Annotated in this window: 9 protein-coding genes; 1 reads left to right on the forward strand and 8 read right to left on the reverse strand. The window is 72.1% G+C overall.

Features of this window, described 5'->3' with window-relative positions:
• Positions 1–2: 2 nt before the first annotated feature.
• The 4 genes from glgB to AB0N90_RS05705 all read right to left on the reverse strand — a co-directional run bounded on the left by glgB (position 3) and on the right by AB0N90_RS05705 (position 7,564).
• The gene (gene glgB, locus AB0N90_RS05690; protein WP_361674503.1) at positions 3–2,213 is read right to left on the reverse strand and encodes a 1,4-alpha-glucan branching enzyme; all 2,211 of its coding nucleotides are present in this window, start codon (positions 2,211–2,213) and stop codon (positions 3–5) included.
• Positions 2,214–2,241: 28 nt separating this feature from the next.
• Positions 2,242–3,612: a maltokinase gene (locus AB0N90_RS05695; protein ID WP_365193209.1), complete on the reverse strand. Its 1,371-nt coding sequence runs from the start codon at positions 3,610–3,612 to the stop codon at positions 2,242–2,244.
• Positions 3,613–3,707: 95 nt separating this feature from the next.
• The gene (gene treS, locus AB0N90_RS05700; protein ID WP_162134305.1) at positions 3,708–5,408 is read right to left on the reverse strand and encodes a maltose alpha-D-glucosyltransferase; all 1,701 of its coding nucleotides are present in this window, start codon (positions 5,406–5,408) and stop codon (positions 3,708–3,710) included.
• Positions 5,405–7,564: a maltotransferase domain-containing protein gene (locus AB0N90_RS05705; RefSeq protein WP_365193211.1), complete on the reverse strand. Its 2,160-nt coding sequence runs from the start codon at positions 7,562–7,564 to the stop codon at positions 5,405–5,407. The genes treS and AB0N90_RS05705 overlap by 4 nt, the downstream gene beginning before the upstream one ends.
• 321 nt (positions 7,565–7,885) lie before the next feature.
• Between AB0N90_RS05705 and glgP the strand changes: the two genes are divergently transcribed.
• The gene (gene glgP / locus AB0N90_RS05710) at positions 7,886–10,504 is read left to right on the forward strand and encodes an alpha-glucan family phosphorylase (protein WP_365193213.1); all 2,619 of its coding nucleotides are present in this window, start codon (positions 7,886–7,888) and stop codon (positions 10,502–10,504) included.
• A gap of 56 nt (positions 10,505–10,560) precedes the next feature.
• On the opposite strand, the gene AB0N90_RS05715 is transcribed toward glgP, so the two are convergent.
• The 4 genes from AB0N90_RS05715 to AB0N90_RS05730 all read right to left on the reverse strand — a co-directional run bounded on the left by AB0N90_RS05715 (position 10,561) and on the right by AB0N90_RS05730 (position 16,675).
• The gene (locus AB0N90_RS05715) at positions 10,561–11,082 is read right to left on the reverse strand and encodes a DUF1990 domain-containing protein (RefSeq protein ID WP_361677481.1); all 522 of its coding nucleotides are present in this window, start codon (positions 11,080–11,082) and stop codon (positions 10,561–10,563) included.
• A gap of 89 nt (positions 11,083–11,171) precedes the next feature.
• Positions 11,172–12,827: a M4 family metallopeptidase gene (locus AB0N90_RS05720; RefSeq protein ID WP_365193214.1), complete on the reverse strand. Its 1,656-nt coding sequence runs from the start codon at positions 12,825–12,827 to the stop codon at positions 11,172–11,174.
• Between the two features lie 306 nt (positions 12,828–13,133).
• Positions 13,134–14,912, reverse strand: coding sequence for an ABC transporter ATP-binding protein (locus tag AB0N90_RS05725; RefSeq protein ID WP_365193216.1), 1,779 nt, complete (start codon positions 14,910–14,912; stop codon positions 13,134–13,136).
• The gene (locus AB0N90_RS05730) at positions 14,909–16,675 is read right to left on the reverse strand and encodes an ABC transporter ATP-binding protein (RefSeq protein ID WP_365193218.1); all 1,767 of its coding nucleotides are present in this window, start codon (positions 16,673–16,675) and stop codon (positions 14,909–14,911) included. The genes AB0N90_RS05725 and AB0N90_RS05730 overlap by 4 nt, the downstream gene beginning before the upstream one ends.
• Positions 16,676–16,789: the final 114 nt, after the last annotated feature.

The raw sequence follows: 16,789 nt of genomic DNA on the forward strand, positions 1-16,789 counted from the left end.
CCCTAAGCCGGTCGTAGCCACACCGTGGCCAAGGGCGGCAGGGTCAGGCGGACCGCCGTCGGCTGGGCGTGGGCGGGCTGGGGTTCCGGCTTCAGGGGGCCCGGGTTGGTCACGCCGCTGCCGCCGTAGCGTTCCGCGTCCGTGTTCAGGGCCTCGGTCCAGGCCGGGACGGAGTCGGGGACGCCGATGAGGTAGTCGGGGCGGACCACGGGGGAGAAGTGGCAGACGGCGAGCAGGGGCGAGCCGTCGGCGTCGCGGCGCAGGAAGGCGAGCACGTTGTCGGACGCCGAGTCGCCGGTGATCCACTCGAAGCCCGAGGGGTCGGTGTCGCGCTGCCACAGTGCCGGGGTGGCCCGGTAGCAGGCGTTCAGATCGCGGACCAGGTCGCGGACGCCCCTGTGGTCGGGGGCCGCGGGGTACGCCGGGTCGAGCAGCCACCAGTCGGGCCCGACCGCCTCTGACCACTCCGCGCCCTGCGCGAACTCCTGCCCCATGAAGAGGAGTTGCTTGCCCGGGTGGGCCCACATGAAGGCCAGATAGGCGCGCAGGTCGGCACGCCGCCGCCACCAGTCGCCCGGCATCTTGGAGACCAGGGAGCCCTTGCCGTGCACCACCTCGTCATGGGATATCGGCAGGACGTAGTTCTCGCTGTACGCGTACACCATGGAGAAGGTCAGCTCGCCGTGGTGGTAGGCGCGGTGCACGGGGTCGTGGGACATGTACTGGAGCGAGTCGTGCATCCAGCCCATGTTCCACTTCAGGCCGAAGCCGAGGCCGCCGAACCCGCTCGGACCCTGTACATGGGTCGGCCGCGTCACCCCGTCCCAGGCCGTGGACTCCTCGGCGATGGTCACGACGCCGGGGCAGCGCCGATAGACCGTGGCGTTCATCTCCTGGAGGAAGGCCACCGCGTCCAGGTTCTCCCGGCCGCCGCGCTCGTTCGGCCGCCAGCCCCCGAGCTCGCGCGAGTAGTCGAGGTAGAGCATGGAGGCCACGGCGTCCACCCGCAGCCCGTCCACATGGAACTCCTCGCACCAGTACACGGCGTTCGCCACGAGGAAGTTGCGCACCTCGCGCCGGCCGAGGTCGAACTCCAGCGTGCCCCAGTCGGGATGCGCGGCCCGCAGCGGATCGGGGTGCTCGTACAGCGGCCGCCCGTCGAACTCGGCCAACGCCCATTCGTCGCGCGGGAAATGGGCCGGCACCCAGTCCATCAGCACCCCGATCCCGGCCTGGTGCAGCCGGTCCACCAGGTACTTGAAGTCGTCCGGGGTGCCCAGCCGGGCCGTCGGCGCGTAGAACCCGGTGACCTGGTAGCCCCAGGAACCGCCGAAGGGATGCTCCGCGACCGGCATCAGCTCCACATGGGTGAAGCCCATCTCCAGCACGTAGGAGGTGAGTCGGTCGGCCAGTTCGCGGTAGGTCGAGCCGGGGCGCCAGGACGGGAGATGGACCTCGTAGACGGAGAACGGCGCCTCGTGCACCGGGGTGTCCCCGCGGTGCGCCATCCACTCCGCGTCGCCCCACTCATGATGCGAGACATGCACGATCGACGAGGTCGCGGGCGGCACCTCGGTACGGCGGGCCAGCGGGTCGGCGCGCTGGGTGCCCGAGCCGTCCGGGCGGGTGATCTCGAACTTGTACAGCTCGCCCTCGCCGACCCCCGGCAGGAACAGCTCCCAGACCCCCGAGGAACCCAGCGAGCGCATCGGGAACCCGGTGCCGTCCCAGAAGCCGAAGCCGCCCACGACCCGGACGCCCCGGGCGTTGGGCGCCCACACCGCGAACCGGGTTCCGCGCACGCCCTGATGCTCAAGGACGTGCGCGCCGAGCGCCCGCCACAGCTCCTCGTGCCGGCCCTCGCCGATCAGATGCAGATCCAGTTCGCCGAGCGTGGGCAGGAAGCGGTAGGCGTCCGCCGTCTCCTGGACCGTGTCGCCGTACGCCACCCGCAGCCGGCTCGCCTCCGCTGCGGCGTCCGGGGGGAGCAGTCCGGAGAAGAATCCGTCGCCGTCGTCGCGCAGTTCGGTGCGCAGCGGGCCGGAGACGACGGTGACCGAGCGGGCGCCCGGGCGCAGGGCGCGGTAGGCGACCCCACCCGGCACCGGGTGGGCGCCCAGCACGGAGTGCGGGTCGTGGTGGGTGCCGGCCAGCAGCCGGGCGCGGTCCTCGGCTCCCACGGCGGGATCGGTCTGGTGCTTCTTCGACGTCACGAGCGAGTCTCCCGGGGCGAGAGTCGGGTCAGTGAGGGTCGGACACGGCGAGGCGGCGGATCGCCGACAGCGGCACGGGCAGCCAGTCGGGGCGGTGGCGTGCCTCGTACACCACCTCGTAGACGGCCTTGTCGGTCTCGAAGGCGCGCAGCAGCACCGGATCGGTGCGCGGATCGCGGCCGGACACCTCCGCGTAGCCGGAGCAGTAGGCCGCCCGGCAGTCGTGCGCCCACCGCGCCGGGGCCGAACTCGCCGAGCAGGCCGCGTAGTCGAAGGAGCGGAGCATCCCCGCGATGTCCCGCGCCACCGGCTGCGGCAGCCGACGCTCGGCGGGGGGCCTGGCCGGTTCCCCCTCGAAGTCGATCAGCGACCAGTCACCGGACGGCGCGCGCAGGCACTGCCCGAGATGCAGATCGCCGTGGATGCGCTGGGCGGTCCAGGTGCGGCCCCCGGCGGCCAGTTCGGCGAGCGCGGTGTACGCCGACCGCAGCCCCCGCTCGTACGGCCCCAGCGCCGGTACGGCCTGGACCGCCGCCGCCAGCCGCTCGGTCATCCCGTCGACCAGCGGCCCGAGCCGGGCGGGGCCGAGGGTGACGGTCGGCAGGGCGCGGGCCAGCGCGGTGTGCACCTCGGCCGTGGCCCGGCCCAGCGCCCGCGCCTCGGTGGTGAAGTCCTCGCTCTTGGCCAGCTCGCGCAGCGCCAGCTCCCAGCCGTCGGCGGCACCGCTCACGAAGGGCTGCAACACCGCGAGTACGTACGGCTGTTGGTCCAGATCGGCGCGCAGCCACGCGGTCGGCGCGGGCACTCGGGGGCAGCCCTCGCGGGCCAGCGCCCGCGGCAGCTCCAGATCGGGGTTGACGCCGGGGACGACCCGGCGGAACAGCTTGAGAATAAACGTATCTCCATAGACCACCGAGGAGTTGGACTGCTCGGCGGCCAGCATCCGGGCCACCAGATGGGGCCGGATCTCCTGGCGCGGGTCCCGCTCGAAGCGCAGCCCGCCGACGCGGGCCCCGGTGCGCAGGGCCTCCAGCAGCACCTCGGCGGGCCGGCGGTCGTACAGGGCGTCGTACACCGTGCGTCCGGCGAGCGGGCCCCGGGTCACATGGCCGATCAGCGCGGGCGCCAGCCGGGGTGGCAGCGCCTCGCGCGCGCCTATGAGGAGCTGGTAGCAGTCGCCGGGGTGCGCGGACTCCGGTGGCTGATGGACGCGCAGCAGGACGTGGTACAGGTCCAACCTGCCGCCTCGCGGCAGGAGTTGGGTCACGGCCACGGGGGTGAACCCGGTGACCGGGCGGCCCTTGCCCGCGAACCAGCGCTGCCGGGGCAGCCAGGCGCGCAGCAGGGGGGCCAGTGAGTCGAGGGTGGTACTCGCCGAAGGGGTGACCGCTTCCGTCACGGGCGTCACGTCCTTTCCCCGGATCTGGTCGGGGTGTCACTGTCAGGTGCCCGGGGCGGGGCGGCGAAAACGCTCCGCCGCCCCGCGTGGCGGTATTACGCCGGATCGCGGCGCAGCCGGAACCAGTAGAAGCCGTGTCCCGCCAGGGTCAGCAGATACGGCAGATCACCCACCGCGGGGAAGCGCACCCCGCCGAACAGCTCGACCGGGTGCCGGCCGCCGAAGCGGCTCAGGTCCAGCTCGGTGGGCTGGGCGAAGCGGGAGAAGTTGTGCACGCACAGCACCAGGTCGTCCTCGTACTCGCGCAGGAAGGCGAGCACCGCCGGGTTGGAGGAAGGGAGTTCGTTGTACGAGCCGAGTCCGAAGGCGGGATTCTGCTTGCGGATCTCGATCATGCGCCGGGTCCAGTGCAGCAGCGAGGACGGCGAGGACATCGACGCCTCGACATTGGTGACCTGGTAGCCGTAGACCGGGTCCATGATCGTGGGCAGGAAGAGCCGCCCCGGATCGCTGGAGGAGAACCCGGCGTTGCGGTCCGGTGTCCACTGCATGGGGGTGCGGACGGCGTCGCGGTCGCCGAGCCAGATGTTGTCGCCCATGCCGATCTCGTCGCCGTAGTAGAGGATCGGCGAGCCGGGCAGGGACAGCAGCAGGGCGGTGAACAGCTCGATCTGGTTGCGGTCGTTGTCGAGCAGCGGCGCGAGACGGCGGCGGATGCCGATGTTGGCGCGCATCCGCGGGTCCTTGGCGTACTCCGCCCACATGTAGTCGCGTTCCTCGTCGGTGACCATCTCCAGGGTCAGCTCGTCGTGGTTGCGCAGGAAGATCCCCCACTGGCAACGCGAGGGAATCGCGGGCGTCTTGGCGAGGATCTCCGAGACCGGGTGGCGCGATTCCCGCCGCACCGCCATGAAGATCCGCGGCATGACGGGGAAGTGGAACGCCATGTGGCACTCGTCGCCGCCGCTCGGGAAGTCCCCGAAATAGTCGACCACGTCCTCGGGCCACTGGTTGGCCTCGGCCAGCAGCACGGTGTCCGGGTACTGGGTGTCGATCTCCTTGCGGACCCGCTTGAGGAACTGATGGGTCGCGGGCAGGTTCTCGCAGTTGGTGCCCTCGCGCTGGTACAGGTACGGCACCGCGTCCAGCCGGAACCCGTCGATGCCGAGGTCCAGCCAGAACTTCAGCGCAGAGATCATCTCCTCCTGCACCGCCGGGTTCTCGTAGTTGAGGTCCGGCTGGTGCGAGAAGAAGCGGTGCCAGTAGTACTGCTTGCGTACCGGGTCGTAAGTCCAGTTCGACGCCTCGGTATCCACGAAGATGATGCGGGCGCCCTGGTACTGCTTGTCGTCGTCGGCCCAGACGTAGTAGTCCCCGTAGGGGCCGTCGGGGTCCTTGCGCGATTCCTGGAACCACGGGTGCTGGTCGCTGGTGTGGTTCATGACGAAGTCGATGATCACGCGCATGCCGCGCTGGTGGGCGGCGTCCACGAACTCCACGAAGTCGGCGAGGTCACCGAACTCGGGGAGCACCGCGGTGTAGTCCGAGACATCGTAACCGCCATCTCTAAGCGGTGACTTGAAGAAGGGCGGCAGCCACAGGCAGTCCACGCCGAGCCACTGGAGATAGTCGAGCTTGGCGGTCAGGCCCTTGAGGTCGCCGATCCCGTCGCCGTTGCTGTCCTGGAAGGAGCGGACCAGGACCTCGTAGAAGACGGCACGCTTGAACCAGTCCGGGTCCCGGTCCCGGGCGGGAGTGTCCGCGAAGGTGTCCGGGACGGGCTCATTGACGATCATATGGTGGGTGACCCTCCGATCTGCGGGTTGGACGGTCGCAGGACGGTGAGGACGTGCGCGGGGCGTCGGCCCGGTTCGAGGCGCACGTAGTTGGCCCTGCCCCAGTGGTAGGTCTCGCCGGTCAGCTCGTCGCGGACCGGCACCGACTCGTGCCATTCCAGGCCGAGTTGCGGCATGTCCAACGAGACCGTGGCCTCCTGGGTGTGGTGGGGGTCGAGGTTGGCGACGACCAGAACCGTGTTCGATCCCGCACGCTTGGAGTAGGCGATCACCGCGTCCTTGTCGGCGTGGTGGAAGTGCAGGTCACGCAGCTGCCGCAGGGCGGGGCTGCGCCTTCTGACGGCGTTGAGCCGGGTGAGGAGCGGCGCGATCGTACGGCCCTCACGCTCGGCCGACTCCCAGTCCCGGGGCCTCAGTTGGTACTTCTCCGAGTCGCGGTACTCCTCGCCGCCCTCGCGCAGCGGGGTGTTCTCGCACAGTTCATAGCCGCTGTAGACGCCCCAGGAGGGGGAGAGGGTGGCGGCGAGCACGGCACGGACCTCGAAGGCGGGACGGCCGCCGTACTGGAGGTAGGCGTGCAGGATGTCCGGGGTGTTGGGGAAGAAGTTGGGCCGCATATAGGCCGCGGTCTCGCCCGCCAACTCGCCGAGGTAGTCGGTGAGTTCCTGCTTGGTGTTGCGCCAGGTGAAGTAGGTGTACGACTGCTGGAAGCCGATCTGCGCCAGGGCCTGCATCATGGCGGGGCGGGTGAACGCCTCCGCCAGGAAGATCACATCGGGGTCCCGGCGGTTGATCTCGGCGATGACCCGCTCCCAGAACACCACCGGCTTGGTGTGCGGGTTGTCGACGCGGAAGATCCGCACCCCGTGGTCCATCCAGTGCCGCAGCACCCGGACCGTCTCCGCGATCAGCCCGTCCATGTCGGCGTCGAAGGCGATCGGATAGATGTCCTGGTACTTCTTCGGCGGGTTCTCCGCGTAGGCGATCGTCCCGTCCGGGCGGTGATGGAACCACTCCGGATGCTTCTGCACCCAGGGGTGGTCCGGGGAGCACTGGAGGGCGAAGTCCAGGGCGATCTCCAGGCCCAACTTCCGTGCCTCGCCCACGAAGTGGTCGAAGTCCTCGATGGTGCCGAGATCCGGGTGGACGGCGTCGTGGCCGCCCTCGGGGGAGCCGATCGCCCAGGGCACCCCGACGTCGTCGGGACCGGCGGTGAGGGAGTTGTTCGGGCCCTTGCGGAAGGTGGCGCCGATCGGGTGGATCGGCGGCAGATAGACGACGTCGAAGCCCATCTCCGCGATCGGCTTCAGCCGCCGGGCCGCCGTCCGGAACGTGCCGTGCGGCCTCTCGGCCGTCCCCTCGCTGCGCGGGAAGAACTCGTACCAGGAGCCGTACAGGGCGCGCTCCCGCTCCACGAGCAGCGGCAGCGGATCGGAGGCGGTCACCAACTCCCGCAGCGGGTAACGGTCCAGGACCTCCCGCACGGGGGGCCGTAGCGCCTCCGCGAGCCGCCAGGCGGCCGGGCGGTCCTCGTCGCGCAGGGCGGCCGCCGCGTCCAGGATCTTGCGCCGGTGGGTCTTCGGGACCCCGGCGGCGGCGCGTTCGTACAGCCGCGCGCCCTCCTCCAGCACCAGTTCGGTGTCCAGACCGGCCGGGATCTTGATCCCGGCGTGGTGCCGCCAGGTGGTGAGCGGATCGGCCCACGCCTCGACCGTATACGTCCAGCGGCCGGGCGGTCCCGCCGTGACGGTGGCGCCCCAGCGGTCGGTGCCCGGGGCGAGTTCCCGCATCGGCGTCCGGGGGCCCCGGCGGCCCCGGGGATCGCGCAGCACCACATCGGCCGCCACCGCGTCGTGCCCCTCGCGGAACACGGTGGCCGAGATCTCGAACGACTCCCCGGTCACCGCCTTGGCGGGCCGGCGCCCGTGCTGGACCGCGGGGCGTACATCGAGGACCGGGATACGGCCGACGGCGGTGGCCTGCTCCGACGGTGTCCCGGCGGGGGACTTGGCGCGTTTCCTGGCCGCCGGCTTCTGCGCCGCCGCCGCGGGCGCGCCGCCCGGGGGCGGGGCGTCGCCCGGCGGGGACGACGACCCGGCGCGCGCGGCGGCCGACGGGGTGTGCGATACGGCTGACGAGTGGTGCGTGGCGGGCATGACCGCTCCTGTCCGCGTCAACGTGGATGACCAGGGGAGGTGGGTCCTGCGGGCGGTGCCGGGTACTGCCTGTGGGGTGGGTACCGGTGGAGCCTTCCCACCCTTTTCGGGTGGGCAATCCGGAACTTTGTTAACTACTCGCGCGTATGTCCACCCACCAGACCGGCCCACTTGTACGGGTGCCCCGGGCCCGTCTCCCCACGCCCGACACCCCCGCAGGCACGTCCCCACCGACGCTCCGGTAACCACTACCGTCGAAAGGGACGACGAGACGTACGCCGCCGTGCGTCTCACCCCGTAACGCGCCCGCCGAGGTGGCATGTGAAGGCGATCCGTCGGTTCACCGTCCGTCCCGTTCTCCCCGAACCCCTCCGGCCGCTGAGCGAGCTGGCGCACAATCTGCGCTGGTCATGGCATGCGGAGACGCGCGATCTCTTCCAGTCCGTGGACCCGGAGGCATGGGTCGCCGCCGGGTGCGACCCGGTGCGGCTGCTGGGCCGGGTGCGGCCCGCGCGACTCGCCGAACTCTCCGGGGACCGGCGGTTCCGGCGCCGCCTGAACGCGGTCGCGGACGATCTGGACGACTATCTCAGCGGTGACCGCTGGTATCAGGCGCAGCCCGAGGGACTGCCCCGCGCCGTGGCTTATTTCTCCCCCGAGTTCGGCATCACGGCCGCCCTGCCGCAGTACTCCGGGGGTCTCGGCATCCTCGCGGGCGACCATCTGAAGGCGGCCAGCGACCTCGGCGTGCCCCTCGTCGGCGTCGGTCTGCTGTACCGGCACGGGTACTTCCGGCAGACCCTCTCCCGCGACGGCTGGCAGCAGGAGCACTACCCGGTGCTCGACCCCAACGAGCTGCCCCTCACCCAGTTGGCGGAGACCGACGGAACGCCCGCGCGCGTCTCGCTCGCGCTGCCCGGCGGACGCGCCCTGCACGCCCGGATCTGGCTGGCGCAGGTCGGCCGGGTGCCGCTGCTGCTGCTCGACTCGGACGTGGAGGAGAACGACCTCGGCGCCCGCTCCGTCACCGACCGGCTCTACGGCGGCGGCAGCGAGCACCGGCTGCTCCAGGAAATGCTGCTCGGCATGGGAGGCGTCCGGGCGGTGCGCGCCTACGGCCGAATCACCGGGCACCCGGAGCCGGAGGTGTTCCACACCAACGAGGGCCACGCGGGCTTCCTCGGGCTGGAGCGGATCGCCGAACTGTGCGCGCGGGGGCTGGACTTCGACGCCGCGCTCGAATCGGTGCGCGGCGGCACGGTGTTCACCACCCACACCCCGGTACCGGCCGGCATCGACCGCTTCGAACGGGACCTGATCGCCCGGCACTTCGGCCCGGACGCCGAGCTGCCCGGCATCGAGACGCCCCGGATCCTCGCGCTCGGCATGGAGACGTACCCGGGCGGCGAGCCGAACCTGTTCAACATGGCCGTGATGGGACTCAGACTGGCCCAGCGCGCCAACGGGGTCTCGCTGCTGCACGGACAGGTCAGCCGGGAGATGTTCGCCGGACTGTGGCCGGGATTCGACACCGAGGAGGTGCCGATCACCTCCGTGACCAACGGGGTGCACGCCCCCACCTGGGTGGCCCCCGAGGTACTGCGGCTCGGCGCCCGGAAGATCGGCACCCAGCGGGCCGAGGACGCGCTCGCCGTCGGCGGCTCCGAGCGCTGGGACTCGGTCGCGGACATCCCGGACCAGGAGATCTGGGAGCTGCGCCGCACCCTGCGCGAGCAGCTGGTGCTGGAGGTGCGCGAGCGGCTCGGCGCGTCCTGGCGGCAACGCGGGGCGGGCGGCGCCGAGTTGGGCTGGATCGACGGGGTGCTCGACCCGGACGTCCTGACCATCGGGTTCGCCCGGCGGGTGCCGTCGTACAAGCGGCTGACGCTGATGCTCCGCGACCGGGACCGGCTGCGGGAGCTGCTGCTGCATCCCGAGCGGCCGGTGCAGATCGTGGTGGCGGGCAAGGCGCATCCGGCCGACGACAGCGGCAAGCGGCTGGTGCAGGAGCTGGTCAGGTTCGCGGACGACGCCCGGGTGCGGCACCGGATCGTCTTCCTGCCCGACTACGGCATGGCGATGGCGCAGCGGCTCTACCCCGGCTGCGACATCTGGCTGAACAATCCGCTGCGCCCGCTGGAGGCGTGCGGCACCTCCGGGATGAAGGCGGCGCTGAACGGCTGCCTCAACCTCTCGGTGCGGGACGGCTGGTGGGACGAGTGGTTCCGGCCGGACTTCGGCTGGGCCATCCCGACCGCGGACGGCACCGGCCTTGACGTGGAGCGGCGCGACGACATCGAGGCGGCCGCCCTGTACGACCTGCTGGAGCAGCGGATCGCCCCGCGCTTCTACGAGCGCGGCCGGGGCGGGCTGCCCGACCGCTGGATCCAGATGGTCCGCCAGACCCTCACCCTGCTCGGCCCCAAGGTGCTGGCGGGGCGCATGGTCCGCGAGTACGTCGAGCGGCTCTACGCCCCGGCCGCCCGCTCCCACCGCGCGCTGACCCCGGACACCGCGGGGGAGCTGGCCGGGTGGAAGGCGCGGGTGCGGGACGCCTGGCACGCGGTGAGCGTCGACCATGTGGAGACCACCGAGACGACGGCCACGGCGGAGCTGGGGACGACGATCGGGCTTCGGGTGCGGGTCGGGCTCGGCGCGCTGACCCCCGACGACGTCGAGGTCCAGGCGGTCTCCGGGCGGGTGGACGCGCAGGACCGCATCACCGACGCCGTGGTCGTCCCGCTGAAACCGGCCGGCACCCCCGATCTGGAGGGCCACCGCCTCTACGAGGGCCAGCTCTCCCTGGACCGCACCGGTCCCTACGGCTGCACGGTCCGCATCCTGCCCGCCCACCGCCTGCTCGCCTCGGCGGCGGAGGTGGGCGTGGTGGCGCTGCCCGCGGAGGACGCGGGGGAGGGGGCGGGGGTGCTGCTGCGGTAGCCGAGGGGGGATGCGGGGCGGTACCGGAGACCGGCGCCGGGCGGCCCGGTGCCGGTTCAGGCCGTGTCGTACGCGGCGCACATCTTCTTCAGCACGGTCCCGCAGCGCCGTGCGTACGCGTGCTGGAGTCCGCGGGTGGCCGGGCCGCCCGCCCTGGCGTACCACTTGGCCGGTCTGCTGAAGGCGGCGACGGTGAGCCAGACCGTGCCGTCACCGGTGCGGTCTATCAGGAAGGCTTCCTCGCCGCATTCGGGGTGGCTCTCCAGGGTGCCGTAGGCCCAGCCCGCGCGGCGGGGTTCCTCGGCGGTCCATATGATCCGGCAGGGCGCCTTGACCATGCCGGCCAGCGTGACCGTGACGTCCACGCCGGGGGCGGCGCGGTCGGCGGTGGCCTCTATGCCCACGCCGAGCGCGCGGTGCATCTCCCAGGTGAGGACCGCCTCGGCGGCCCGGCTGAAGACCTTGTGGCCCTCGCCGAGACGCGTGCGCACCAGCAGCGGGCGGAACCCGGGCGGGCAGAAGGTCAGGTCGTCGCGGGTCGCTCCGACCGGTTCGTACGTGAAGGGTGCCGAGGACATGGGGCACAAGGGTAGGGCGGCACCCGCAGGAGATCCGCTCCGGGTGCCGCCCTCTTCACAACCCTGCCCTCGTCACCGCCGTGCGGGGGTCAGCTGACGTTGACCGCCGACCAGGCCGCCGCCACCGCCTTGTACTCGGCGCTGGAGGAGCCGTACAGGGCGGACGCCGCGGACAGCGTGCCCGTACGCGCCGACTTGTAGTTGGTGGTCGACGTGAAGTACGTCGTCAGCGCCTTGTACCAGATCTGGAGCGCCTTGTCCCGGCCGATGCCGGTGACCGTGGAGCCGTTGGACGTCGGGGAGTTGTACGACACCCCGTTGATCGTCTTCGCGCCGCTGCCCTCGGACAGCAGGTAGAAGAAGTGGTTGGCGACACCGGACGAGTAGTGCACGTCCAGGTTGCCGACGGAGGAGGACCAGTAGTCCGCCGAGCCGCCGTCCTTGCTGGGCTTGTCCATGTAGCGCAGCGGGGTGCCGTCGCCGTTGATGTCGATCTTCTCGCCGATGAGGTAGTCGCCCTTGTCGGACGCGTTGTTCGCGAAGAACTCCACACCGGTGCCGAAGATGTCCGAGGTGGCCTCGTTCAGACCGCCGGACTCGCCGCTGTAGTTGAGGCCCGCGGTGTTGGAGGTGACACCGTGGCTCATCTCGTGGCCGGCCACGTCCAGCGCGGTCAGCGGGTGGTTGTTGCCCTCGCCGTCGCCGTACGTCATGCAGAAGCAGCTGTCGTCCCAGAACGCGTTCACGTACTGGCTGCCGTAGTGCACGCGGGAGTACGCGCCGACACCGTTGTTCTTGATGCCGCTGCGCCCGAACGTGCTCTTGTAGAAGTCCCAGGTCTCCTGAGCGCCGTAGGCGGCGTCCGCGGCGGCCGTCTGGTCCGTGGTGGAGCTGGAGGCCGCGCCGGTGCCCCAGACGTTGTCCGCGTCGGTGAACAGCGTGCCCTTGCCCGACGTCTTGTGCGCCAGGTTGTAGGTGCTGTGGCCGCCGCGGCCGGCGTCGGTGAGCTGGTACGTCGAACCCGACTGGGTGGTGGTCAGGCTGACCGAGCCCGAGTACAGGGTCTTGCCGGTACCGGTCGCGTTCTCGATGCCCTGGTACTCGAAGAGCTTCTTGCCCGTGGCCGCGTCGGTGATGACGTGCAGCTGGTTCGGGGTGCCGTCGTCCTGGAGGCCGCCGACGACCGTCTCGTAGGCGAGGACGGGGGAGCCGGAGCCGGCCCAGATCACCTTGCGGGCGCCGTCCGCGGTGGACTTGGCGGAGCCGAGGGTCTTGGCGGCGGACACGGCCTGCTTCTCGGCCTTGGCCGGGGTGAGCTTCGGCGTGAGCGAGGCGACCTTGATGGTGGCCTTGTTCGCCTTGGTGACGCCCTCGGTCTTGCCGGACTTCGCGGTGTGCACGACCAGGTCGCCACCGAGGACCGGCAGGCCCGCGTAGGTGCGCTCGTAGCGGGTGTGGACCGTGCCGTCGACGTCCTTGACGACGTCCTTGACGACCAGCTTCTCCTTGGCGCCCAGGCCTATCTGCTGCGCGGTCTCCGGGGCGTCCGCCTGCGCCTGCTTGATCAGCGAGGTGTGGGCGGCGGCGGACAGCGCGGTGGGCGCCGCGGCCAGCGGCTTGGCGGCGGCCGGGGTCTGGGCGGCCGAGGCGCTGGTGGCCAGACCGGCGGAGATGAGCGCTCCGGCGGCGACGGCGGTGGCGATGGCCAGGGTGGTGCGCTGGTGACGCGCGTAGAGGGGGCTCACGCAAGCTCCTTCGTGGGGGAGGCCGGCCAGCGTGGGGTTACTGACCGGGTATTTCGCTGTGAAGCTGCTGTGCTGCTTGCGGCGTGGAGAGAGAGTGACACCCAGGGCGCGTACATGTCAGGACCCTGAAGTGATGTTGGCTGGAAAGCGATGGCCGGGGAAATGTTGCAGTGGTGTGAACAAGTGGCGGCTGAGCGGACTGTGACACTCAACTGCCTTGAGTTTTATGGGGTTTGGGAAGCGATTCACAGGAACGCCATATTCCGTTCGTCCCTGGAGGGTGTGCCGTGCGTGGCTTGATATCGGTCACGGCTGTACGGCGTCCCCGTGCCAGGTCCGCCACAGCGCCGCGTAGGTGCCGCCGGCTGCCACCAGCTCGTCGTGGGTGCCCAGTTCGGTCAGCCGGCCGTGTTCCATCACCGCGACGCGGTCCGCGTCATGGGCGGTGTGCAGCCGGTGCGCCACGGCGATGACGGTGCGGCCGCGCAGCACGGCGGCGAGGGCGCGTTCGGTGTGGCGGGCGGTCGTCGGGTCGAGGAGGGCGGTCGCCTCGTCCAGGATCAGGGTGTGCGGATCGGCCAGTACGACGCGGGCCAGGGCGAGTTGCTGGGCCCGGGAGCCGTCGGTCGGCCGGCCGCCGGTGCCCAGCCGGGTGCCGAGGCCGTCGGGCAGCTCACGCACCCAGGCAGCGGCGCCGACGGCGGTGAGCGCGGCCCACAACTCGGCGTCGGTGGCGGCTGGTTCGGCGATGCGCAGGTTGTCGCGCAGGGTGCCGAGGAAGACGTGGTGCTCCTGGGTGACGAGGACGACCTGGCGGCGCAGCACCTCGGGCGCCAGGTCCGCGACGGGCACCCCGCCGACGGTCACCGAGCCGGTGCCGGGGCGGTCGATGCCCGCGAGGAGCCTGCTCAGGGTGGTCTTGCCGGCGCCGGACGGCCCCACCAGGGCGAGGCGTTCACCGGGCCGGACGGCGAGGTCGACGCCGTGCAGGACCTCGGCGCCGTGGTCGTAGGCGTAGTGCAGAGCGCGGACTTCGATACGGGCGTCGGGAGCGGGGGTGACACCGGTGGTCGTACGGCCGTCCGCCGGGCCGGTGTCCTGCGACCGGGCCAGCCCCTCCACCCGGGCGAACGAGGCGCCGCTGCTCTGGAGTTGCTCCACCCGCATCAGGATCTGGTCCAGCGGATCCACGAACTGCCGCAGATACAGCGCCGCCGCCACCACCGCGCCCACCCCGACCTCGCCGCGCGCGTGCAGCCAGCCGCCGAGCAGCAGCGCGGCGGCCGCCGGGACGGCGTACGTCGTCTCGATGACCGGGAAGAACACCGAGCGCAGGAACAGGGTGTGGAAGCGGGTACGGCGGGAATGCTCCAGGCTGTCCCGGCTCGCGGCGATCCGCCGCTCGGCGAGCCCGAACGCCTCGACGGTGCGGGCGCCCTCGGCCGTCGCCGCGACGATCTCCGCGACGGCGGAGCCCGCCGCGCCCTGGGCGAGATAGGCGTCCCGGGCGCGCCGCAGATACCAGCGCAGCGCCAGCCAGATCGGGGTCAGCGTAAGCAGCGCGATCCCGCCGAGCAGCGGATCGAGCGCGAACACCGCGCCCAGCACGAACAGGGCCTGCACCCCGCTGATGAGCAGTTCCGGACCGGCGTCCCGCAGGGTCGAGCCCACGGTCGCCACGTCCGCGGTGCCGCGCGCGGTCAGATCGCCGGTCCCGGCCCGCTCCACCATCGAGGAGGGCAGCGCGAGCACGCGGTCCACGTACTCCTCGCGCACCCGGGCGAGGGTCCGTTCGCCGAACCGGTTGCCCGCCCGGCGTGCCCAGCGGGCCAGCAGCAGCTGGGCCAGCGAGCACACCAGGATCCACAGGGCCAGCCGGTCCACCGGGCCGGTCCCGTGGCCGGCCCGCACCTCGTCGACGATCCGGCCGACCAGCCAGGGCCCGGTGAGCCCGGCCGCCGCGGCGAGCACGTTCAGCAGCAGGGTGCCGGTGAACCCCCGCCGGTCGGCCCGCACCAGGCGCAGCACGGCCCGGCGTACGCCCGCGCGGTCCGCGACGGGCAGCAGCGTCTCGGCGGCGCTCATGAAGCGGCCCCTTCCGTGTCGATGTCCTCCGCGCCGATGTCCTCGGTGTGGATGTCCTCGGCGTCGGTGTCCTCCGCGTCCCGGGCCACCAGCGCCCGGTAGGCGGGCTGTTCGGCCAGCAGCCGGTGGTGCGGCCCGGTCGCGGCGACCTTTCCCTCGGCCAGGAACACCACGGTGTCCGCGTGGTCCAGGACGAGCGGGGAGGTGCTGGCCACAAGCGTCGTACGGCCGTCCCGGGCCGCCCGCAGCCGCCGGGCCACCGTCGCCTCGGTGTGCGCGTCCAGCGCGGAGGTCGGCTCCACGGCGAGCAGCACCTCGGGGTCGGCCAGCAGGGCGCGCACCAGCCGCAGCCGCTGCCGCTGCCCGCCGGACAGGCTGCGGCCCTGCCCGGAGACCGCCGTGTCCAGGCCGTCCGGCAGCCCGTCGACGACATCCTCGGCGGCGGCCGCGTACACCGCCCGCCGCATGGCGTCCGCACCGGCGGGCCGCCCCGCGGCCACGGCCTCCCGCAGCGGCCCGGCGAACAGATCGGCCTCGTTGTCCGCGACGAGGATCCGTCGCCGTACGTCCGCGAGCGGTACGGCGTCCACGCGAACGTCCCCCCAGGTGGCGTCGGTCGGCCCGTACCGGCCGAGGCGGTCGATCACGGCGGTGGCGTCGGCGGGCCGGGCGGCGGCCAGCGCGGTCAGCAGGCCCGGCGCCACCCGGGTCCCGGAGACGGGGTCGCACAGCTCGGCGGGCCGCTCGGGCGCGGGCAGGGTGCCCTCGTCCGGCTCCGGCTCCAGGCGGAGCAGCCGTACGACCCGACGCGCGGCGACGACGCCCCGGTTGAGGTCGTAGACCATCTCCACGAAGAAGGCGACGGGGCCGACCAGGACCGCGACATACCCGTACACGGCGACCAACTGGCCGATGCTCAGGCTCCCTTGGGCGGCCATGCGGGCCGCGATCCAGGTGACGACGGCGAGGAACAGGGTGGGCAGGCCCACGGCGAGCGCCTGCACCCAGCTGGCCACCGAGGCCACCCGGTACCCCTGTTCGCGCAGCCGCCGCGAGTCCGCGCGGAACGCGTCCGCGATCAGGGACTTCCCGCCGAGGCCGCCCAGCACCCGCAGTCCGCCCGCGAGATCGCCGATGCGCGCGGTGAGCACGCCCTGCCGCTCCCGGTACTCGCTCTCGACGCCCTGGAGCCGTCGGCTGAGGGGACCGGTGACCACGGCGAGGGCGGGCAGGCCGAGCAGCACGACCAGGGCGAGCGGCGCGGAGACGCTGACGAGCAGCCCGGCGACCATCCCGTACAGCACGATCGAGGCGACGCCAGGTCCGACCATGGAGAGCGAGTCCGAGATGGCGTTCACATCGCCGACCCCGACCGTCACCACCTCGCCCGCCCCGGCCCGCCGCGACAGCGCCGCCCCGAGCCGCACCGCGTGCTCCACGACCAGCTTGCTGGTCCGGAAACTCGCGTCCATGCGCAGCCGGGTCATCGTCCGGTGCCGCAGAATGCTCAGCCAGGCGGTCACCGCCCCCACCAGGAACATCGCCGCGGTCCACGCGGCCAGCACCCCGGTACGCCCCGGCAGCAGCCCCTCGTCCACGGCCCGCTGCATCATGTACGGCTGCACCGCCAGCAGCACCATCCACACCGTCCCCAGGCCGCCCGCCGCCCACGGCCGCGCCCCCTGCCGGGCCACCGCCCACCACAGGTACCACCAGCCGCCACGCGTCTGCGGAGTCCCCGGATCCTCGTACGCGTCGACCATCGAGCCCCCACCCACCGTGCCGCCACCGGAAACGTCCGACGCTATCGACACCCCCCGGCACGGATCCATCCATTAACGGCCGGGCGGATGCGGGCGAGGGTGCGGGTGCGGGCG

It is taken from the genome of Streptomyces sp. NPDC093018 (assembly GCF_040684035.1).
GTDB lineage: Bacteria > Actinomycetota > Actinomycetes > Streptomycetales > Streptomycetaceae > Streptomyces > Streptomyces murinus.

What these genes read in the sequence shown, in the direction of transcription:
- AB0N90_RS05730 (WP_365193218.1), bottom strand. Translation starts at nt 16,675, where the DNA reads ATGGTCGACGCGTACGAGGATCCGGGGACTCCGCAGACGCGTGGCGGC.
- treS (WP_162134305.1), bottom strand. Translation starts at nt 5,408, where the DNA reads ATGATCGTCAATGAGCCCGTCCCGGACACCTTCGCGGACACTCCCGCC.
- AB0N90_RS05715 (WP_361677481.1), bottom strand. Translation starts at nt 11,082, where the DNA reads ATGTCCTCGGCACCCTTCACGTACGAACCGGTCGGAGCGACCCGCGAC.
- AB0N90_RS05705 (WP_365193211.1), bottom strand. Translation starts at nt 7,564, where the DNA reads ATGCCCGCCACGCACCACTCGTCAGCCGTATCGCACACCCCGTCGGCC.
- AB0N90_RS05725 (WP_365193216.1), bottom strand. Translation starts at nt 14,912, where the DNA reads ATGAGCGCCGCCGAGACGCTGCTGCCCGTCGCGGACCGCGCGGGCGTA.